This window comes from Rhizobium sp. NZLR1 (assembly GCF_017357385.1).
In the GTDB taxonomy this organism is placed as follows: Bacteria; Pseudomonadota; Alphaproteobacteria; order Rhizobiales; family Rhizobiaceae; genus Rhizobium.
In genome coordinates this window covers 227,193-248,649 of record NZ_CP071635.1, presented here as the reverse complement: position 1 = coordinate 248,649, position 21,457 = coordinate 227,193, and the positions used below count along the sequence as shown (strand labels likewise).

14 protein-coding genes and 2 pseudogenes are annotated in these 21,457 nt (G+C 60.2%); 5 read left to right on the top strand and 11 right to left on the bottom strand.

The genetic code is table 11. The features are described from left to right. Nucleotides 1-37: 37 nt before the first annotated feature. The 3 genes from J3O30_RS30205 to J3O30_RS30195 form a co-directional block, all read right to left on the bottom strand. Nucleotides 38-1,786, bottom strand: a complete 1,749-nt coding sequence (locus tag J3O30_RS30205; protein ID WP_207585650.1) for a ParB N-terminal domain-containing protein — start codon at nt 1,784-1,786, stop codon at nt 38-40. Between the two features lie 506 nt (nt 1,787-2,292). Further along, nucleotides 2,293-7,392, bottom strand: coding sequence for a DEAD/DEAH box helicase family protein (locus J3O30_RS30200; RefSeq protein ID WP_207585649.1), 5,100 nt, complete (start codon nt 7,390-7,392; stop codon nt 2,293-2,295). A gap of 300 nt (nt 7,393-7,692) precedes the next feature. After that, nucleotides 7,693-8,721, bottom strand: a complete 1,029-nt coding sequence (locus J3O30_RS30195) for a DUF3991 and toprim domain-containing protein (RefSeq protein WP_207585648.1) — start codon at nt 8,719-8,721, stop codon at nt 7,693-7,695. Nucleotides 8,722-8,949: 228 nt separating this feature from the next. On the opposite strand from J3O30_RS30195, the gene J3O30_RS30190 reads away from it, so the two are divergent. Next, the gene (locus J3O30_RS30190) at nt 8,950-9,099 is read left to right on the top strand and encodes a hypothetical protein (protein WP_157633391.1); all 150 of its coding nucleotides are present in this window, start codon (nt 8,950-8,952) and stop codon (nt 9,097-9,099) included. Nucleotides 9,100-9,349: 250 nt separating this feature from the next. Here J3O30_RS30190 and J3O30_RS30185 read toward each other — a convergent pair whose 3' ends face one another. The 4 genes and pseudogenes from J3O30_RS30185 to J3O30_RS30170 form a co-directional block, all read right to left on the bottom strand. Then, the gene (locus tag J3O30_RS30185; protein WP_018516749.1) at nt 9,350-9,550 is read right to left on the bottom strand and encodes a hypothetical protein; all 201 of its coding nucleotides are present in this window, start codon (nt 9,548-9,550) and stop codon (nt 9,350-9,352) included. A gap of 336 nt (nt 9,551-9,886) precedes the next feature. Beyond that, nucleotides 9,887-10,125: pseudogene (locus tag J3O30_RS30180) on the bottom strand (aminotransferase); the annotation flags it as partial. Nucleotides 10,126-10,166: 41 nt separating this feature from the next. Further along, complete coding sequence (locus J3O30_RS30175; protein ID WP_131598867.1) at nt 10,167-10,931, bottom strand: GntR family transcriptional regulator; 765 nt, start codon at nt 10,929-10,931, stop codon at nt 10,167-10,169. Further along, nucleotides 10,928-11,809 (bottom strand): N-acetylglucosamine kinase, encoded by an 882-nt coding sequence (locus J3O30_RS30170; protein WP_131598869.1) that lies wholly within the window; start codon nt 11,807-11,809, stop codon nt 10,928-10,930. The genes J3O30_RS30175 and J3O30_RS30170 overlap by 4 nt, the downstream gene beginning before the upstream one ends. Before the next feature lie 518 nt (nt 11,810-12,327). On the opposite strand from J3O30_RS30170, the gene J3O30_RS30165 reads away from it, so the two are divergent. The 3 genes and pseudogenes from J3O30_RS30165 to J3O30_RS30155 form a co-directional block, all read left to right on the top strand. Then, nucleotides 12,328-13,050 carry a Crp/Fnr family transcriptional regulator gene (locus J3O30_RS30165; protein ID WP_207585647.1) on the top strand — a complete coding sequence of 241 codons (723 nt, stop codon included), beginning with the start codon at nt 12,328-12,330 and terminating at the stop codon, nt 13,048-13,050. A gap of 143 nt (nt 13,051-13,193) precedes the next feature. Continuing rightward, nucleotides 13,194-14,405 (top strand): NADP-dependent isocitrate dehydrogenase, encoded by a 1,212-nt coding sequence (locus J3O30_RS30160; protein ID WP_207585646.1) that lies wholly within the window; start codon nt 13,194-13,196, stop codon nt 14,403-14,405. A 130-nt stretch (nt 14,406-14,535) separates the two neighbouring features. Next, nucleotides 14,536-15,275: pseudogene (locus J3O30_RS30155) on the top strand (transposase); the annotation flags it as partial. An 82-nt stretch (nt 15,276-15,357) separates the two neighbouring features. On the opposite strand, the gene J3O30_RS30150 reads toward J3O30_RS30155, so the two are convergent. The 4 genes from J3O30_RS30150 to J3O30_RS30135 are packed head-to-tail and all read right to left on the bottom strand — an operon-like array spanning nt 15,358 to nt 20,064. Continuing rightward, nucleotides 15,358-16,281 (bottom strand): sugar phosphate isomerase/epimerase family protein, encoded by a 924-nt coding sequence (locus J3O30_RS30150; protein WP_131704792.1) that lies wholly within the window; start codon nt 16,279-16,281, stop codon nt 15,358-15,360. 17 nt (nt 16,282-16,298) lie between these two features. Continuing rightward, on the bottom strand, nt 16,299-18,008 hold the full coding sequence (locus tag J3O30_RS30145; protein WP_207585645.1) for an iron ABC transporter permease: 1,710 nt from the start codon (nt 18,006-18,008) through the stop codon (nt 16,299-16,301). After that, the gene (locus J3O30_RS30140; RefSeq protein ID WP_207585644.1) at nt 18,005-19,009 is read right to left on the bottom strand and encodes an ABC transporter ATP-binding protein; all 1,005 of its coding nucleotides are present in this window, start codon (nt 19,007-19,009) and stop codon (nt 18,005-18,007) included. The genes J3O30_RS30145 and J3O30_RS30140 overlap by 4 nt, the downstream gene beginning before the upstream one ends. 50 nt (nt 19,010-19,059) lie before the next feature. After that, nucleotides 19,060-20,064, bottom strand: a complete 1,005-nt coding sequence (locus J3O30_RS30135; protein WP_018482069.1) for an extracellular solute-binding protein — start codon at nt 20,062-20,064, stop codon at nt 19,060-19,062. A 147-nt stretch (nt 20,065-20,211) separates the two neighbouring features. Here J3O30_RS30135 and J3O30_RS30130 point away from each other — a divergent pair, with 147 nt between their 5' ends. Continuing rightward, nucleotides 20,212-21,369, top strand: a complete 1,158-nt coding sequence (locus J3O30_RS30130) for an ROK family transcriptional regulator (RefSeq protein ID WP_018482070.1) — start codon at nt 20,212-20,214, stop codon at nt 21,367-21,369. Nucleotides 21,370-21,457 lie beyond the last annotated feature (88 nt).

Below are 21,457 nucleotides of genomic sequence, written 5' to 3'. Positions count from 1 at the left end.
CGGCGGCCGTATTGGTCGAAATGAAGTGAGGAGATTGCTACTCGGCGGCGATCCCGTAAGCGGTCTCGAGGCCATTGGCGCTGGCGTCAGCGTCGGCTTCGTCCAACTCTTCGTGCTCGGCGTCCGCCGCGTTGCCGTCGTCCTCGCTGCCGCCGACCGGCCCGTCGGCGGGGGCTTCGCCGTCCTCGCCACCATGTTCCCTGTTCTTGGCAAGCCACTCGGCCAGCTTCGCGTCATCGGGCGCGAAGAGGGCAGACTGATGCACGAAGCGCTCTTCCTTGAAGTGCTCGACAAGGGCAGCGCGGGTGTCCCGGACGCGCGGGCAGGGAACGACACTCGTGCCGCCGCAGGACGCTTCCAATGCCGGGCGAGAGAGGCACGTGAGGAACTCCTCCGTACCCATGTTCGGAAGATAAGCGTCGGCACCGATGGCATCGCCGGCGACCCGGACAACGACGCCGCTATCCGAACGATTGGTGCGGGCCGACAGCGCGTCTATCAGGGTCAACCTAGCCACGACGCGAAGCGTATCCATGTCGAACTCCAGCTTGCCGCTTTCACCGATCAGCCGGACGACGTGCCGGACGAACCGCCTGGACCCATAGAGATGCCCGGAGACTTCGGAGCCGGAGTCGACCGAGACGTTCTGCCCGGCAAACGCGAGCACCAGCATTGCCATGAGCGTATCGTCCTCGATCGGAGCCCGTGCCAGCGCCTCGTGCAGCGCGTCGGTGCGGAAATCGCCGATCATGTCGATGCCGTTTCGGGTCACGTCCGGCCGGGTCTTGGCTGAAACGTCGATGGCCTCGTTTCCGTCCTCGACGCCGGGCGCGGTCGGATCGCCCTTGCCTTTCGCTTGTCTGGCTTCCGGCATCCGAAAATGGGCAGACTGCACCTTGCCCTCACGATCGAGAAACATGGCGGTGCAATCGCCCTTGCCGGACTTGCCGTAGACACGCTCCGCCTTCGGCGGCAATTGCGGCTGGCCCCAATTGTTGACCTCGACGATGGAACCCTTCTTGGGAAGATTGCTACTCATCCATTCTTGCTGCGCACCGAGGAATGCTTCGACGTTGGTGGTGTAGCGGTTATCCTCGTCGGCTGGTCCGAACAGGTCTTCCGCCCACTCGATGCCGTAGGCCTGGCGAAGATCGTCGCCGAAACTCGCATCGCGCGCGAACATGCGGGTCTTGGTGAGGCCGTTGGCGATCGCCCACCATGATGCTGTGTCACCCTTCTTCGGCTTGTGGGCCTTCCAGACTTCCTTTTGCTCGTCGAGCGACGCCGCGGAAATCGTGCGAAGCTGCTGCTCGTTCGGCATGTCGCCCTTGGCCATGTGGTCGAGCATCGCCGGCAGGACGTTGGCGAGCAGTCGAAGCTTGCGGATCTGTCTGACCGGCAATGCCAGCGCAATCGCGATCGCCTCCTCGGTCCAGCCGAGAGCAACGAGGCGCTCGATGCCGCGCCATTGGTCGACTGGGTTGAGCGGTTCGCGCGCGATGTTTTCGATCATCGAGCGCATGGCGCCGTTGTCGTTGGCCGCCTCGACGACGATGACATCGATTTCCTCGATGCCGGCGGCGATGGCCATGCGGGTGCGTCGGTGACCGGCTTCGATGACATAGCCGTTGCCGCCAGTTTCCGCAAAAATCACGGGCGGCTGGATCACGCCGACCGCCTTAATGGTCGCAAGCAGCAGCGCGTCGGCCTGGGGCGTCGACTTCGACTGGCGCGTATTGTCGGGATTGTCCTTCAGCGCACGCGGATCGACCTTCATGAGTTGCATGGGAGTGTTCCTTTTCGGGGATGCGGACGCGGCCCTCTGCCGGTCCTTCCTGTCCTCATTTTTTCCTGAAGACACCTCCCGGACCGCAAAGCGGTCCGACCAGCGCAACTGCGGGCGAGCGGCCCTGCCGCGAAGGATAAGCGGGGCTAACAGCCTTGCGAAGGACGAGTGGCCGGGATGCGTAGGCCGCGGTTGAGCGCCAGCGGCGACGGGAGGACCGATCTGCGACCGGTTTCCTTTCACCCTCTTTTCCTGTTTTTTCAGACGGGCGATCCCATGCGAAGGTCAGAATTCGGGTCGAGCGGGAACAAAAAAATGGGCCGCCGGAAGAACCGAGGCCCATGAAGTGTGAAGGTTATTTAACCTCCAGAGGGGAACAGCTGTTGCGGCGGCACTGGGAGGAGACCGCCATGTGCATCAGCTGTGTGCACTATGATGATATTTTGATCAGATGGAAAACATTTATTGTGCAATGCACCTATGCACATGCTGCACTGCTTCCAAAATCAGGCTGCCTCCCTGGCAGACGCCCCTGCCTCGCGCGCCTCGGCCGCGAGCTCCGCCTCAACCTCCTGGAACTGGCGACGCTTTTCGGCCAGTTCACTTGCGAAGGCAAAATCGCCACCTTGACGGGACTGGTAGGAAGCAAGACGCCGGCGCGCTTCCTCCAGCCGTTGGCGATAGCGTTCCCGCTCCCCGTCGAAATCATCGAGCGTATGCTCGAGGCGGGAGACGGCGCCGAGCGGTGTCACCGTGACGGCGAGATCGATCTCGTAGTCCGCGCCCGTGCGCTGAAGCATGGTGGTGTAGCGATATCCGTCAGACTTGCCGAAGCGCTCGCCATCGTAGAGGAGATCGAAGCCACCAATGGAGGCGGTGACGATCTCACCCTCCTGTTGAAGCTGAACGAGAGTGAGGATTTCCTTCATCAGCGCGCGGCCGGCATCCTTTCGCTCATCATATGAAACACCCGTGACAGTCATTGTGAAAGCCTCTCCCGCAGTCGGAACCAGCCGCGCGATGTCCTTGCCAATCTCGCCGATCCGCCGGATTGATATCTCGATGTCGCGTTCGGCGTCCCGGACCTGTCGGCGCACGGCGAACAGGTCGTCATCATGGGCGGCGCGTAGCCGCTTGAGACGAGCGATATCCGCTTCGAGCCCTGCCTTCTGCATCAGGCGCTCGTCGCCCGAGGCAATCGCTTTGGCCATGGCGAACTGGTTGGCCTGGCCGTCACCGAGGTCGTCCAGCCGACGGATCGAGGTGTCGCCGGAAAGGGCCGCCGCAATGAAGCGGGCCTTGCGCTCGTTGTTCTGCCACATGGCAGCATCAAGTGACCCTTGCGTGGCGTAGGCGAAGATATCGACGACATCGTGCTGATTGCCCTGGCGGACGATGCGGCCCTCGCGCTGCTCGATCTGCGACGGCAGCCACGGCACATCGAGGTGATGCAACGCCCTCAACCTGAGTTGAGCGTTGACGCCGGTGCCCATGGTCTCAGACGAGCCGATCAGAAAGCGAACCTTGCCCGAACGGACATCACCGAACAGACGTTGCTTGGCCTCGGTCTTCTTGAAGTCCTGCATGAAGGCGATTTCCGACGCGGGTACGCCCAGTCGGATCAATTCGTCACGGATCCAGCGGTAGGCGGAGAAACCGCGCGTCTTCTCGACATTGATGGTGCCGAGATCGGAGAAAATCATCTGCGCGGCGCCCGGAAGCTCATAGGGCTTGCCGTCCGGACGAAGATAGGTGTTTTCGCTCGTTTCCGTCCAGATGCGAAAGGCGTTCTCGATGAGAAGATTGAGCTTGTTGTCCGGCTCGTTGTCGTTTGCCGGAATGACCAGGCGCAGGTCGACCGCCCCATGGCGGCCGTCAGTGATGACGGACAGCAGTATATCGTCTCCGGGCTGAGCCGGCCCCTCGCGCATCTCGATCGCCTTGATGCGGCTGTCGAGGATTTGCTGATAGAGTTTGAATGCCGCCGTCGGCTGCGCCGTCAGGATCTGCCGCCGACCGGTCGAGAGTGCCGGAACCTTCACATATTGTTTCAGATCCTGCGGCATCACAACGTCGGCGAACGAGCGGAACATGGCGATCAGCTCCGGCACGTTGACGAAGCTCGCAAACCGGCTCACTGGCTTGTATTTGCCGGACGGCTGGATTTCGAGTTCGGTCGTCGTGTCGCCAAAGGTCGAGGCCCAGGCATCGAATTCATGCAGCCCGCGTTCGCGGAGCGCCTCGTGGCCGAGCAGTCGCTGAATCGAGAACATTTCACCGAGCGTGTTGGTGATCGGTGTCCCGGAGGCCAACACGAGCGCGCGGCCGGGATTCTTCGTCTCGATATAGCGGGACTTCACATAGAGGTCCCAAGCCCGCTGCGATCCGTTCGGGTCGATGCCTTTCAGTGTCGACATGTTGGTCGCAAAAGAGAGTTTGCGGAATTCCTGCGCCTCGTCGACAATGATCTGATCGACGCCGATTTCCGAGATCGTGAGAAGGTCGTCCTTGCGGGTTGAGAGCGCTTCCAACCGCTCTTGCAAACCTTCCTTCAGGCGCTCGAGCCGCTTACGCGACACCCGATCCTCGCTGTCCACCTTGGTCAGAAGATCCTCGTAGAGCTCCAGCTCGTCATGGATCATTTGGCTCTCGAACGCAGACGGCACGGCGATGAACCTGAAGGCCGAATGGGTGATGATGATTGCATCCCAGGGGGCCGTGGCACCTCGGGACAGGAAACGTGCCCGCTTGTCCTTGGTGAAGTTGGTCTCGTCGGCGACGAGGATACGAGCGTTCGGATACAGCGCCAGGAACTCACGCGCCGCCTGTGCGAGGCAATGGCCTGGCACGACCAGCATCGCCTTGGCGATCAGGCCGAGCCGGCGCTGCTCCATGATCGCGGCTGCCATCGTCATCGTCTTGCCGGCGCCGACAGCGTGAGCGAGATAGGTCGAGCCGGAGGAAATGATCCTCCAGATACCGCGCTTTTGGTGCCCATACAAAACAAAGGCGCCAGAGGCGCCGGGGAGCTTCAGATGGGAGCCGTCGAATTTTCGCGGCGCGATGTTGTTGAAGCGGTCATTATAGACGCGCGCAAGCCGGTCGGTGCGGTGGGGGTCAGTCCAGACCCAGTTCTGAAAAGCTTCCTTGATCTTTTGCAGCTTGTCGCGGGCTGCTTCCGTGTCGACGACATTCAGAACGCGACGTTCACCGCCAACGTCCTTGAACACGTCAAAGATCTGCGGCACCCGGCTGTTCAGCGCATCCGCCAACAATTCACCGGCGTGACGGCGGCTCGTGCCCCATTCGGAGGTTCCAGCGGCGTTGTAGCCAAGCTGTCGCGCCTCCACCGTCCATGACCCAAGCTCCGGCAGGTGGCGGATCCGAATGTCGGCATCCATCGTCTCCTTGACGAAGACGACGACATCGGCAGCCGGGATCCATGGCGCGCCGAGACGGGCGGTGATATCCGACGGCCGGAGGTCGGCAGGCTGGACATCCTGCAGCGCTCGGACATTGCGCTCGTATACTGGATCAAGCGACGCGGCTGCCTCGGCGACTGTGAGCTTGGTGCGGACCGAACCGGAGAGATAGGCGTCGGACGTCAGCCAGGAGCCATCGGCGGGATCGCGGAAGATGGCGTCACCGAGTTCGTCTATCACAGCATCCGGATCACGGTGCAGCAGTTCGGCAGTATGGTCGGGATCAACGCGGCCACGCTCATTGAGAACGACGGCGAGCGCGTCGGCTGCCGAGGTTATGACCGGCGCCGCGGGCGGCGAGATCACCCGCTCGGTGAAGATCGGACCGGGCTTTGCCGTATCGGTTTCGAGATCGTAGTCCTCGATCGAGGCCACCAGCCAACAATCGGGATCGTCGAGGAACGGCTGGAGATTCGGCCGGCGATGGGTTTCGCGGAGTTCGCCCGTCTCATCATCCTCAGAAATCGAAACCGTCGTATGGTTGATCGGCCCGAAGTCTCGGACGAAGCTCGACCAGGCGATGCGCAGCCGAACCTGCAGATCCCGCCACGGCTGATCGCGTTCCTGCGCTTTCAGCACCTCGCGCACGGCGTCGCGGATCGGAATCAGCTTCTTGATGATCCGGACATGCTTTTCGGACAGGCCCTCGCCTGACCTGCCTTTCCGCACCGACACCGCGAGCGGTGCTCCGTCGATCATTTGCATGAGACCGTGGCGGCTGTTGAGGAAGAAGCTGCCTTCGCGGACCTTGTCGTTGCTGTGGCGGAGATCGACGATCTCGCCCACTTCCTCTTCCAGATTGATGTCGATCTGCGACGGCTCGCCGTCATACCGATCTTCGGGGAGTAGAGCGATCACTGCCTTCAGTGCCGTTTCCAGATCCTCACCGGAGCGTGGCCGGCACGTATAGGTCTCGCCGAACGGGCCAGACGTTAGGGCGTGCTCGCCGAGCACGAAATTCGGGTGCCGTGCGAACCAGCGGTTTACGCGGATCGCCCCCTCGTCGGATGTCGCAGGACGAACCTCTTCGAGATCGAGCCATGATAGATCACCCTCCGGCTCGCTGGCCTTGCGCTTGCGAAAAAACAGGATGTCCACGACCACATCCGTGCCAGCGGCGCGGCGGAAGCTGCCCTCGGGGAGGCGGGCCGCTGCGATCAGATCGGCGGACCTGGCGATATGCTCTCGCGCTGTGCTGTCCACCTTGTCCATCGTGCCGCTGCTTGTCACGAACGCGGCGAGTGCACCGGGCTTCAAGAGATCGATCGACCGGGCAATGAAGTAGTCGTGCAGCCGCAGACCGAGCGGACGGTACTGCCGGTCCGACCGAACTGTTCGATCGGAGAAGGGCGGATTGCCGATCGCGAGATCATAGATCGCGTTGAGTTCGGTGCGGGCGAAGTCGGCGTTGATGATCCGCGCCTTCGGCTGAAGAAGCCGGACAATCCGCGCCGTCACCGGATCGACTTCGATGCCGGTGACATAGCTTGTGTCGCGGAGCGCCGTTGGCATCAGCGCCGGAAACAGGCCCGTGCCGATTCCCGGCTCCAGCACGCGGCCCCCGCGCCATCCGAGCCGCCGCAAGCCCGCCCAGATCGCCCGGACGATGAACTCGGGAGTGAAGTGAGCATATTGGGTGCAGCGCGCGAGCGAAGCATAATCGGCATCGGTGACGGCGCTTTCCAGCGAACTGCCGAGGTCATCCCAGCCTTCCCGGAAATCGACTTCGCCTGGACGCCGGAACATGCCGTTCGCGAGTTCCGATGCGCCAAAACCGGTGAAGCGGATCAGCTTCGCCTGCTCGTCACGGATGGCGGGTCGGTCCTGCTTTTCGATTTCGTTGGCGGTCAGGATGGCTGCAAGATTCGCCTTCGCTCTTTGCTTCCAGTCGATCGCAAGTCCACGATCGCCATCCTCGAGATAGAAGTTAGCGCACGCGCCCTGTCTCCGCGGTGCCGGCCGCTTCGCAGCTGGCAGATGCAATGCCGGCGTCGGGGAGAGCGGCGGCGGATCGGGATCGTCGTCGTTGGCGGCGAAACCGCCAAACGCGGTGACGCCCAAGCCAAGCCCGAACGACAATGCGCTGCTGCCTGATATATCGAGGGCGAAGGGATCGGTGGACATGGAAAACTCCTTTTCGAGGATGTGCGCCATCGCCCACGGGACAGGTCCCGCGGCTGCGAAGGCGGATGAAAATGAGGTGAGGGATGGACTTGGTTTCGGCTGTGCAGCGATCGCGCGCTACAAGCGCGTGATTACGGAGACCTGCATGGTTTCCGGCGTAAACTGCGCCCGCAGGTGCGACACTTCCGGGTTTGTGAAAAGCAGTGCTTCCAGGTGGTTGTGGGAGAGGGGATCATCTGCGGCTCCTTGCGCGTCTTCGAACTGATGTACGGCGCCGTCCTCTCGACCTCGCCATCTTCTTCAGTTCTCCATGACCCCTTGCCTGCCGCCGGCATCGCGACCGGTCGGGTCAAGGGCCGGCTCAGCCGGGCGAAGCCTCCCTTGACGCGGGCGGCGGGAATGCGGCACGCCTCTTTCTCTTCGTTCCCTCATTTCCTTCTCCCTGATCTTCAGGGTCTCGTTCCAGTCCTCCTCGTGCGGGCGCAGCCGCGACCAGTCGCAGCCGGCATCCTCGGCAAGCGCCCGCAACCGCTCGGCAAACAGATCGCCTTGTGCATTGGCGTCCGTCGCAGCGACCAGCCGGGCATCCTGTCGGGAGGCCAAGTCCCACAGCGCGGCCTGCGTGGCCGGCGACCACCCGCCGCCGGTGCTGAGATAGAGCGTGCCTTCCCGCATCCCCTCGATCGCCGCGAGACTCATGGCATCGATCGCAGCTTCCGTGACGGCCAGGCGCGACGCAGTAACCGACCCGAGACGGAAGAGAACCTTCCTTCCGCCAGAGGAGAAGCCGCGGTATTGCGGCCCTCGTGCCTCCCAGCCAGTCACAACTCCGGTCTTGTCCGTATGAGCTGCCCATATGCTGCCATGCGGACCTTCTCGAAGAAGGCCGCCTTTGATCGCGGTGCGGAGTAAAGGCGACGGCAGGCAACGCTCGCCATTAAGATAACGCCATGTCGACGATCCGGGCCATGGGCGGCGGCGCGCCTGCCAACGATCGGGGAGGGAGAGGTCGTATCCTCCATCAGGCTCCAACGACTGCCACTCCGGCTCGGTGATCGTGAATCCCACGAGATCCGCGACCCTTTCGGCGCCTTCGCAAAATCCGACATGATCGAGATGCTCGACAAGCCCGAACACATCGCCTTTCGCATCACTGAGCGGATCGAACCATCCACGCCCTTCATGCGTGACGATGATGATTTCACCGCCACGGCGAAACTTGATCGCCCGCCGGGTGCTTTCCTTGATGTCGATGGCGAAGCTCGCCTTTTCGAGAACGGCCGCGCAACTGACCCGTTCGCGGAGCGCTTCTATGTTTCTTCTCTTCATTTTATTTCCGATCGCCCGGCGATCGGCCCTCGTTGCCCGTCCCTGCCCGTTGTTTCGCGGACACTTCCTCCCGCCGCGAAGAGCAAAGGCTGCAAGGGCGCGGCCGGCAACTGTCGGATCATGCAATGATCTGCCCGGTCGCGGCGAAGCCTCCCTTGCGGCATGCGGCTCGCTGGCGGCACGCCAAAGGCAAGGCCGCCTCCAATGAGCCGGCCAGGGAAAGGATTCATGGACGATCTCAAGGTCGTCGTCGGCATCGATCTCGGCAGAGGGAAAGACGCTGTATTCACCGTCGACTTCAAAGACCGTGACCGGACCATGAGGTCATGGGAGCTGGAAGGAGCGGCACTGTGCGCGGGAAAGACCGAGCGACTTTAAAGAGGCTCCAGCGGGAACCGGCCAATTCCCGCTCGATGGCTTCTCAAAGGCGTGGGACCTTACAGCGGGGAAAACGCGGATTGGTTTGCTTTCGTGGCCACCTCGGTTCGGCTACGTTCCGCAACGACCGCTGGATCCATTTCAAAACCGATGGCGCGACCTTGCTGTGCCTGACGTCGCCAAAACGGTGCATTTACAAGCAGCATGCAAGGTAAGGTGAAAGTGTCCGGCGCCCGCCACCATGATGCGATCAGTCTGATCGCGTGAGCTTCGCTTTCTCAAGCGCCTGTTCCAATGATTCGGCGTTGAGCGAAATAACCGCACGCTCCACGCACGCCTGAATTTCAGCGGTATCCTTTCCCTCGATCAACGCGATATCAGCTACAGTCCAGCCTCTCGATATCCAATGGAGACAGGTTCGTTCAAACGGCGAGAGCATTGCTATCTTCATGACGCGCTGGTCCCACTCAGCTAAAGCCAGTAGGTTTCCGAGCGGAAAACATCGACCATAAGATTGGAGAACCTGTGCAAATTTGATCCAAGATCACCATGATCGCTTGTCTCGAAACCCTTTGGCCCACCGGTCCAGCTCGACTTCAACTCAAACTTAGGGTCAACACCAAGAGATCTGCGTCGTCTTCAGGCACAAGCCGACCTCTCTGCTCAGCATGCTCATGGCGTTGGTGGGTCCCGCAAGCGGGAAGCGTATTTTCAGCGCAATCCAAGCGGCGATGGCGCGCGTGGCTGCCTTGGGAAGGGGGCCCGCGACCAAGTTGGCCTCGAGACCGTAGATTGAAGCGAGTGAAAGCCGAATCGAAGCGACGGCAATTTCGCGCTTAGCTCGATTGAATATTTCAGGGACATGGCGGCGTGGTCGGACAAGCCGCACGCGGCTGTGACGACGAATGTGGAGTCCTCGGCCCGCAAAGCCGCTCCGGTGGCAGCGAAGTCTTTCGCTAAGCGATCGAGTAATCTGGCCGCAGCTTCTGGAATTTCGTCGATCTCACGGCGCATGTTCGTTTGCACGGTGGCCTGCATGATAGGATCCTGTCTTGTAAGAAGAGCGGTCAGTTTTCGAGAAAGGTGAGCTTGCTGACAAAACCTCCGGCATCGCCTCGAAAAAGTGAGCGGGTGAATTCGATCGCACGGCCCGAAGCAAGATAGGCAACGCGCTTTGTCAAAAGACCAGCCGTTCCAATCGCCACGCCAAGCAAGGAGGCGTCCGGATCTTCGATGTTGGATGCGAAAGTGCGCTGGATCGCACGAACGGGTCTAAAGTTTGCGTCCGCGAGTGTGTTGCAGATAGAAGAGGTAACGGTACGAGCGTGGGGCAGGAACTCCGAGGAAATGCATGTGCGTTCGATCGCAAGCGGCTGGCCCACCGAGCTCCGCAAGCAGGTGATGCGCACGACGTGACTGTCGCTTGACAGGCCGAGTGTCATCATCTCCTCCGGTGCGGGATGAGACGTGCTGCGCTCGATGCACTCGACTTTCGTGTCCGATCCACGCCAGGAAATGTTACCCGTCAAAGAGTTCGCGCATAACGGAGGCTGATCTGCGTGGACCGCCGATCCGCCAACGAAGGTTCCTGAGCCGCGGCGACGGACCAGAAAGCCGTCTTGGACGAGATGGTCGATTGCTTTGCGGACCGTTACACGGCTAACGCGGAGATGTTCAGCGAGGTCTCGTTCGGAATAAAGAACGTCGCCCTCTTTGAGTTTACCCGACAGGATTGCCTTTTCAAGCACCAGGCGAAGCCTATGGTAGAGCGGGCCGGCGCCCTTGATGTCTATGCCCCATCCTGGAAGCATGGCCGCAAGCCTGTCACTCATTCGATCGCTTTCAGATGCCCGAAGCGCGACACAGCCAGGGCCACGGCCCCGCTCAGTGCATCGCCTTCGGGAGTTACCAATAAACTTTGATGCCGTGCAGCGATCCAGGACGAATACAGCGGCCCCAATCCCCCGAGCAGACAAATCTTCTGCGTTCCTCGAGCGACTAGACGATCAAGTGCTTCGTCAACTGAAACAGCGGCTTCTTTCAACAGGCGCGCGGCGACGGCATCACCCTGTTTGATGTGCTCGAATACGCGCGGCGCATAGCGACCAAAGGCGCCGGGCTTTGCCTGCCGCGCAAACTCGACGATATTGCGTGGGTCATTCTTGAATTCCGCAAGGACTGAGGCGGTCATCGCGGACATGTCATGGATGCCGTCATATGCGAGCAGCGTTTCTTGCAAAAGCGCATGTCCAATACGAGCGCCGCTGCCGAGGTCGCCGACAGTAAAGCCCCATCCGCCGGTGTAGGTTACCGAATCGCAGTGGCGGGAGATGTAGATCGTCCCTGTTCCTAAAATGGCGACGGCTCCGTCTTTATCGCCAAGCGCGCCTTGTAGCGCGATCAGCCCGTCTGACTCGATGTCCGCCTCGGCGAAGGGTAGCCTGTTTCTCACGTAGTGAACGGCCTCGCCGACATTATTGCCCGCGACCCCAAGAACTGCACGCGCCGAGGCGATGCTACGCGCATTGATGCCAGCTGCGTAGAAAGCCGCGCGGGTCGCACTGGCAATGTTGTCGAGCGCCGTATCCGGATCGGAAAGAATGTTGGCTGGCCCGGCTTGAGCCCGCGCAAGGATACTACCGTTCGCACCGGCGACTGCCGCACGGCAGCTGGTGCCACCGCCGTCGATTCCGATTAGATAGACAGTCATCCGCCCGTTCCTTCAGGAGGTCATCTGACACAACGTCGATCGCGTTCGGGCCACACCAGCTGCGCGCACTGCGTTAGTACGTACGTCGCACAAACATACTCGACTGTCAACTGGAAGCCGGCTAGAGAGAGTATGGGCGACCCAGCTGAAGGAACCCGTAATGCCTTTCGACCTGAACCCTTTCCCCGTCGCGGGTAACCGTCATACAATTTGGGAAATGCTCGTGCGCAAACAGGTCGGCGGCTTCGTCGCCCAGGATTGGAAGATCTTTGCTCCGTCGTTCAAGTTTGAAGGACTCTGCGGGACGGCCTCGTGTCGAGGCAGGCGCTAACAAAAACAGCCATGGCACCGAAACTTTGATCTGGATCAACTCGCGGTCCCGGCGAAATTGGTAATCATCAAGCCGCGCCGGAAGAAATCGGGATAGCCGAACCCGCAATCACGGCGTAATCGTCTGGGGTACGCCCAGCATGCGCAGCCACATCATGGCACACGCGGATTTTGAAGGGAATCAGGAAATGGACGTTGCACGCAGTAAGGTTTCCGACGCCGGCACTCCCGTCGCCTGCCGTTCCTGCCAAGCGCGGCACGGCGTCGTCTGCGGCGCGCTGTGGAGCGACCAACTCCGAGAGCTCGGCTGCCAGTCGCTGCGCCGCACGGTCGATGCCGGCAGCGAGATCATCGCCCAGGGGTCGGAAAGCTCTGTCTATTCGAACATCATGCGCGGGGTGATAAAACTCTGCAAGGTGATGCCGGACGGGCGCCAGCAGATCGTCGGCCTGCAATTCGCCCCCGATTTCGTCGGCAGGCCCTTCGTGCCCGAAAGCATGCTGTCGGCTCAGGCTGCGACCGACGCCGAAATCTGCGTCTTCCCGCGCAACCTGCTCGACCGCATGATATCGGAGACGCCGAAGCTGCAGCGCAGCCTGCACGATCAGGCGCTGAAGGAGCTGGACGCCGCGCGCGAATGGATGCTGACGCTCGGCCGGCGCACCGCCGAGGAGAAGGTCGCAAGCCTGCTCCACCTCATCGCCACCCACGCCGAACCGCAGACCGCCACGACCACCTCTTTCGACCTGCCGCTGTCCCGCGCCGAGATCGCCGATTTTCTCGGTCTGACCATTGAAACCGTCAGCCGCCAGTTGACCAAGCTGCGCAAGAGCGGTGTCATTCGCATCGAGAACTTTCGACATATCATCGTCCCCGACATGGATGAACTGGAGCGGATGATCAGCGCATAAAACGGGATCATCTGCCGAATTCGGAATCAGCGCGTGATCACGACGCGGGTATTGGCGAGGCCAGCCTGTGGCGCCGGCAGCGCTCCGGATCATATCACCCACCCGGGACCCCGTCCCCATTCAAGCTCGAACGAGGCAGATACATGAACAAGATCAAGGTCGCCAATCCCGTCGCCGATCTCGACGGCGATGAAATGACGCGCATCATCTGGCAGCTCATCAAGGATAAGCTGATCCATCCGTATCTCGACCTCGACATCGACTATTTCGACCTCTCGGTCGAAAACCGCGACGCCACCAACGACCAGGTCACCGTCGATGCCGCCAATGCCATCAAGAAGTACGGCGTCGGTATCAAGTGCGCGACGATCACGCCGGACGAAGCCCGCGTCAAGGAATTCAACCTCAAGGAAATGTGGAAGAGCCCGAACGGCACGATCCGCAACATCCTCGGCGGCGTCATCTTCCGCGAGCCGATCATCTGCAAGAACGTGCCGCGCCTCGTTCCCGGTTGGACCAAGCCGATCGTCGTCGGCCGCCACGCCTTCGGCGACCAGTACCGCGCCACCGATTTCAAGTTCCCCGGCAAGGGCAAGCTGACGATCAAGTTCGTCGGCGAAGACGGCACCGTCATCGAGAGGGAAGTCTTCAACGCACCGGGCGCCGGCGTTGCCATGGCCATGTACAATCTCGACGAATCGATCCGCGAATTCGCCCGCGCCTCGATGATGTACGGTCTGATGCGCAAGTGGCCGGTCTATCTGTCGACCAAGAACACCATCCTCAAGGCCTATGACGGCCGCTTCAAGGACATCTTCGAAGAAGTCTTCGAGACCGAATTCAAGGATCAGTTCAAGGAAGCCGGCATCACCTACGAACACCGCCTGATCGACGACATGGTCGCCTCGGCGCTCAAGTGGTCTGGCGGCTACGTGTGGGCCTGCAAGAACTATGACGGCGACGTCCAGTCCGACACTGTTGCCCAGGGCTTCGGCTCTCTCGGCCTGATGACCTCGGTTCTGCTCACGCCCGACGGCAAGACGGTCGAAGCCGAAGCCGCTCACGGCACGGTCACCCGCCACTACCGCCAGCACCAGATGGGTCAGGAAACCTCGACGAACTCGATCGCCTCGATCTTCGCCTGGACCCGCGGCCTGGCGCACCGCGCCAAGCTCGACGACAATGCCGAGCTCGCCCGCTTCGCCGCAACGCTCGAAAAGGTCTGCGTCGACACTGTCGAATCCGGCTTCATGACCAAGGACCTGGCGCGGCTGATCGGCCCCGACCAGCCGTGGCTCTCGACCACTGCCTTCCTCGACAAGATCGATCAGAACCTGCAGAAGGCCATGGCGTAAGCCTGTCTTTCCAAAATAACATCGAAGCGGCGGGGATTTCCCCGCCGTCAGATTGCTGACAAACCCCTGGCCTTGGCTGCGGGTTTATGATTCAGTGGGACATGTTGATGAAACCCGCGCCGCTCTCGAGATGGTGACGCTCGACAGCTTGGTTCCGAAGGATCACCTGCTTCGCAAGATCGACGCTGTTATCGACTTTTCGTTCATTCGTGATCGTGTTGCGGGACTTTATTGCCCCGACAACGGCCGCCCTCTGCTCGACCCGACCTTGATGTTCAAGGCGCTGTTCCTCGATCTCTATGGCATCCGCTCGGAGCGGCAGCTGGTGCGCGAGATTGAGGTCAATGTCGCCTATCGCTGGTTTCTGCAGTTGAAGCTGACGGATGGAGTGCTCGACGTCTCGACGCTCAGCCCAGAACCGCCGCAGTTACAAGGATACATCGGTTGCCCAGGACATCTTCGATCACATCGTCGAACAGGCGATCGGCCACGGGCTGGTCGACGGCACCCCATCTGAAGGCCAATGCCAACAAGGGCAAATACGATCTTGCGATGGTCGAGAAGCCGCGCGCCGACTACTGGGCCGATCTGGATGCGGCGATCGAGGCCGAACGCAAGCCGCACGGCCAGAAGCCCTTGAAGGACAAGGAACGCCGGCCGGAGGTGAAGAAGACCAAGGTCTCCCGCAGCGATCCAGACGGCGACTATATGGTGCGCGACGGCAAGCCGAAGGGCTTCTTCTCTCTCGATCATCGCACGGTGCACGGCAAGCTCGCCATCATCACCGATGCTCATGTTACGCCGGCCAATGTCCACGACTCGATCGCCTATCTCTCAAGGCTCGACCGGCAGCAGACCCATTTCGGCTTCCGCCCCGGAACTGTTCAAGCGTCAACGCTGCTACCTTTGTCACGACATAGTGGAGAAATGTCGAGGGTAAGCGCATTCGCCATCACGTGCTTTTCCTCTCGCGCGCCTCGGCGACCATCTCCTCGAGCCTAACAGCAACACTGTGAGCGCGGCGATAGTAGGCGGATTCTGGAATCCCATACCGGTCCATCGGCGTCTCGAAGTTGAGCGGAGTCTGATAAGGAGTTGCGGCGATCGCCGAGGCGATCGTGTGCCAATCTAATCGTCCGTCGAATGGCAAGAGATGGTTATCCATTGCTCCGAAATTGTCGTGAATGTGAGTAGCGATGAGGCGATCCGCGAAACGCTCAAGCACGCTGAGCTTGCCTGGCTCGATCAGTTCCCAGTGGCCACAATCGAAGCAGACGCCGATGAACTCCTTGCCGTATCGAGCGAACAATCGATCATAGAGGTTGAGGAAATTCTGGGCGTTGGCGCAAAGGAGAGTTTCCGCGGCAATCTGGACGCCCTTTTCGACGCAGTAAGGCCTGATCTCGTCGAGAGACTGGTAAAGGGGATAGAAGAACGCTCGTTCGGCGGCTTCGCTGCCGAAGACGTTGTCGTTGATATCTATGTGCAGAACAATATTTGGGGACTGGAACGCGGCCGCCAAGTCGACACGGTTACGCAACAGCTCTACTCCGCTGCGGCGCTGCCATTCATGCGGCGACAGGAAGTCCTTGCGCGTCTCCATCGCGAAAGGGCCCGGGTTTTTGTGGCCGATCTCGGTGATAGGATTGCGGCCATTGCTGCCATGAACCGAGTGCACTTTCAGCCCAGCATCGGCCACGATCCTGCTTGTAAAATCAATCTCGGCGTCGGCCAGCCAGTACGAACTGCCGGAGTCGGGATTCCAGTTGATGTGTGTGAAGCCAGCTTCCTTGATGAGGGTCAGCGAGTTGCGAATGCCTTCGTCGTACCAACGCTCCTGGTGCGGCCAATGCCAGACGGTGATGCAGGTATCCAATGGATCAGTCTCCGGTTCTACAATGTTGTGGTTTCTGGACCTTTGCCAAGGCCGATGCGCTCGGCCAACAGAATGATCGCCAGTGAAAACGCCATGATCAGAGTGACATAGACAAGATTGAGCGCGGCCTGCTCAGGATCGACAGACAGCGAGCTGTCTACGATTGCAATCGGCAGCGGTTTGTTGTTGACGTTGTATAGAAACGCCGACAGGGGGTATTCCGACAGGAGATCGTTGAAGGCCATCCCGGCGACGAGGATTACAGTCGGCGCCACTATCGGCAGAATGATGCGGCGATAGCGATAAAGACCAGTGGCGCCCATCGAGCGGGCCGCCTCGTTATAGGCCGGATCGATTCCTACGAAGGCTGCCCGCAGGAACCTCACCATAAGCGGCAAGGCGACGATGGCGTAGCCAATCGGCAGGAGCCAGTAGCCGCCAAGGAGGACTGCGTTTCCAACGAGCGGGTTTGGCGTGTCGAAGGTGACGATCAGCCCGACTGCGAGCAGAATGCTAGGAACTACCCATGGCAGGAAGAAAGTGATGTCCAGAAGGCGCGTCAGCCAACTGCGCCGGCCAAGAATAACCGGGACGGCAAACAGTGTAACGACGAGCGCCGCCGATACTGCGACAAGGCTCATCACTATGGAGTTGAAGAACGGAAGAAAGGCGGTGCCTTCGGTAAAGACGCGGGCATAGTTCTTCAGTGTCAGGCTGGATGGGATCACTTCGATGCCGATGCTCGCGGCCGGGGCGAAGGAGAAGAGTACGACAAGAGCGATCGGCACCGCATAAATAGCCACGAGAAGATAGGCAAAAAAATGTAGCACTGCATTGCCGACCGGGCTGCAAATTTTGCGTAGCTGGATGGGCGCAGTCGCTTTCGCACCGCCGACATAGGAGCCGCGCGCTTCGTAATATTGAGACAGCAGGATAAGCGCCATCAGACACAGTCCCATCATAAGCGCCAGTAAGGCGGCCATGTCGGGACGGCGCAGGCTGTTCAGAGTCAGCACCATCTGGCTCAGCATGTGGAAATCGCGACCGCCCAGCACCTGAGGGGCGGCGAAAGAGCTGATCGCGGTGTAAAGGGTGAGAAGGGTGACAGCGAGGAGCGTCGGCATGATTGCGGGCAGTACCACACGCCACAGGATCGTATATTCCGAGGCACCCATACTGCGCGCGGCTTCGATGGTTGCGCAGTCGACGCGGCGCATCGCAGCACGCAGAAAAAGATAGTAAAAGTTGGTCATCAGAAAGGTATGCGTGAAGAGCACGCCAAACCAGCCGATGAACCAGTCTTGCGGGAGGCTGGAAACGATCGCCTTCACCAGATGTGTCACCGCACCGCCGGGACCATAGGTGAAGTTATAGCCCGCCGCCGCAACGACACCGCCGAAGACCAGCGGCGTTGCATAGGCGATTTTCAAGAGTGCGCGACCGCGTACGTGAAAATATTCAAGGACGACCACCTGGAAAATCCCGACAATGGTCACCGTGACCATGGTCGCTGACGTCATCCAAACCGTGTTCCAAAGGGCAGCGCGCACTCTTCGTGATCTTGAAAGTTCGCTTAGGGTCTGACCGACCACCAGGCTGCCGTCCCTGAAAAATGCCGTTTGAAGTGACGCGACGAGCGGCAGTATCAGGAAGGTGACGACGATCCAGATCAGGGCCGCCAACCCGATCCAATAGACTACGCGCTCGACGGCAGCCGCGCGGTTCATCTGTCCGCTTCCTCGAAGATATGCACCGAGCCCGGCCGGATCGTCCAGGACACGGTCTCACCGATTTCGGGTAACTCGTGCCCCATCCTGGCGGCCGAAATGAAGTATCCGCCGGTATCCAGGTCGATACGGCTGTGGGCGCCAAGGAATTCCACATGACGGACGGTCGCCGGCAACCCGGCTGGTATCACTTTCCCAACGAGTACATCTTCGTGGCGAACAAAAATGCGCCCCCGAACGTCGCTGCCCAGGATTTGCCCGGCAAGCGGCGTGGGCAGTTCGTTGGCGGTGCCGATGAACTCGCAGATAAACGGCGTCGCCGGCTCTCGATAAAGAGTACGTCCGTCACCGATCTGTTCAACGCCACCGTTCGCCAGCACGACGATCGTGTCGGACATCGTGAGTGCATCTTCCTGATCATGCGTGACAAAGACTGCCGTGAAGCCAAATTCCTGCTGGAGCCTCTTGATCTCGCGGCGCATCGTCACTCGCACCTTGGCGTCGAGATTGGACAATGGTTCGTCGAACAAAAGCACCTTGGAGCCCGCGACAAGCGCGCGCGCAATCGCGACCCGCTGTTGTTGCCCGCCTGACATGGTCGCTGGCTTCTTGTGCAGCTGCTCCGTAATCCCGGATGTTTCGGCGATCTGGGCGACGCGCTTGCCGATCTCGCTCTGCGGCATCTTCGCCACACGCAAAGCAAAGGCGATGTTTTCGAACGCCGTCATCGTTGGAAACAGCGCATAGTTCTGGAATACCATACCGACATTACGGCGCTCCGGCGGCTCGTTGGTGATATCTTTTCCTTCAAGAATAATCCGCCCACTCATGGCCGGATGAAAGCCGGCGAGGGTCCTTAGAACGCTGGATTTGCCGCTGCCGGAGGCCCCGAGCAGAGCAACGAACTCGCCTTCGTGAACCTCAAGCGAGAGGTCGCGGATGACTACCTTATCGCCATAGCCAATATGCAGTTTATCGATGATGAGGATCGGGGTCGGCATGATCATACTCCTGTGAAGCCTGGCGATCTGTGTCGCCCGGTCCTGCATCCTCACCGGATTTCAAGCTCGATCTTCTGCAACCAGCCGTCCAGTTTGGGCGCGACGGCATCCCAGTCGATAGGCTGCGCCTTGACTAGTTCCGCATTCGCCTGCACCTCTGGCGGTGATTTCGCCAGCGCCGCCGGTAGCACCGGAACCTGACCGAACTTTTTGGCGTAGCCGGCCATGACATCGGCAGAGCCGAACCAGTCGACGAATGCCTTTGCCTGCTCCAGCTGATCGGTTCCCGCCATGATCGCCACGCCTTCGGAGATGACGGGCGTGCCACCTTCCGGGTCAATGACCTTGACTTGCATGCCGAGCTCCTTGGCGTCTTTGATGACGCCGCCGAACCAGTTCAGATTGATGATCGCACCGCCCGATTTGAAGGCTTCTTTGCGCGCATCGGCGTCATCGACAACGATGGCGTTCGCATAGAATGCGCCAAGAAAATCCCATCCAGCCTGAGTGACTTCGCCCTTGTCGTCGAGGAACCGGGCCAAGATGCCGGCAAGATAGACCCTTGTCGTCTGCCAGGCGGTGTTGCCGATGACGTATTTGCCTTTGTATTCGCCCCTTGTCAGGTCCAGCCAGCTTTTCGGCGCCCGCTCAGCGGCAAGCTTGTCGGAATCATAGGCGATGACAACCGGTGTGCTCCAGAATTTGTAGACAATGCCTTCTTTGTCCTTGTATTGCGCAGGGAGGTCCGCTGCCCAGGCTGGTGTGTATGGTTGGAACAGGCCGTTCTTTTTGAGCAGAGCCATAGACGTGTCGACCATGCCGAGTACGACATCGGCCTGGGGGTTGTTCTTCTCGGCGACCAGCCGATCAAAAAGTTCTCCTCCGGGTGCGCGCAGAAACTGCACATCGTGACCGGCGGCTTTAGCCTGGTCGATTATCCACTGAACGTTCTCTTCTCCCTGAGGTGAATAGACGACAAGACTATTGGCCAAGGCCGGAGAGGTGACCGCGATCAGTACGGCTGCGAGGGTCAATAAACGTTTGATCTGATGCATGGTGTTCCTCTCGTTTCAGTTTGGCCGGTCATCCCCGGCTTGGCGCCTTATTACCGGAGCTACATGACAGTTTAATTACATTGCGTAATTTAATATATATTGCAATAGCTCTTTGGCTACTAACGATTTGAGGCACTCTTGGAACCAATGGACCTTTCACGGAACGAACGACGACTGGTCGAACTGATTTTCGTGGGCAAGAAGATTGCGCGCGTCGACCTGGCCGAACGGTCCGGCATGACAGGCGCTTCTGTCACTCGGCTGATAGGTCGCTTACTTGAGATCGGACTTCTCATCGAGGTGGTCGAGCGGACCGGCGCCCAAGGCCAGCCTCGGCGCTTGCTGAGCTTGCGGGCTGACCGGTATCTTTCCGCGGGGATAACATTCTCGGTCTCCCGAATGGAGGTAGCAATTGTTGATCTAGCAGGTAAGATTCTTACCTCCCGATCAGTCGACATCGAGACCAGCACGGCTTTGTCTGTGGCAGGCGCCGCGCAGGCTGCTATCGCGGCGATGCTGACCGACCTGGGTACGCCTAAGGATCGCCTTCTCGGGGTCGGCTGCTCTGTGCCCGGCAATTTCGGCACGATGTCGAACATCCTCAAGGCCCACAGCTTCTTCCCGGCTTTCGATGATGGTGAGGTGGACCAAGCTTTTAAAGCGACTTTCGAAGCGCCCTATTACATCGAGAATGATGGAACAGCTGCAGCGCTCGGAGAGTATGTGTTCGGCGGACGCATCCCGCAGCCTGATCCGATGTTCTTCATTCACATTGGACACGGTGTCGGGGGAGGGGCGGTTATCGACGGACGGCCGTACCGCGGTGTCAATGGAAACGCCTGCCTGCCCGGAGTTCTCTACCCGTACGACCAGCCGCGCCCATCCGGCCAAGACCTTTTTGCCACCCTCAACGGTGCCGGCTTCGCCATCCACGACTTCATCGACCTCGATCGGTTGCCAGATAGCGCCGAAGCGGCGTTAGAAATCTGGGTTGAACGCGCCGGAAAGCAGCTCAGCGAGACGGTACGTGTAGCAACGGCGATGTTCGACCCCGCGCTGATTGTCCTTGGGGGACGGCTGCCAGAACTCGTGACAGACAGGCTGGTACGCGCAATTTCCAGTCAGCCAATCCTTGGCCCGTCGCGCGGTTTGGAGGCTGCCGCAGTCGAGGCCTCTCGACTTGGCCCTCGCGCCGGCGCGATCGGGGCGGCCTGCATTCCGTTCTTTGCCTCTCTCTTTTCCGCCGCCGTCGCAGACGATGGCAGTCCTTACCTTAACGGTCGCAAGCCCAAATCCCGACCTTAGAAAATTTGATTGCGCGCCTGAGTCTCTTTAAGAGGTCGACCGGGGCAGGCCCGGGCGCGAACCGCACCTTGCAGCCTTCCTTGCAGAT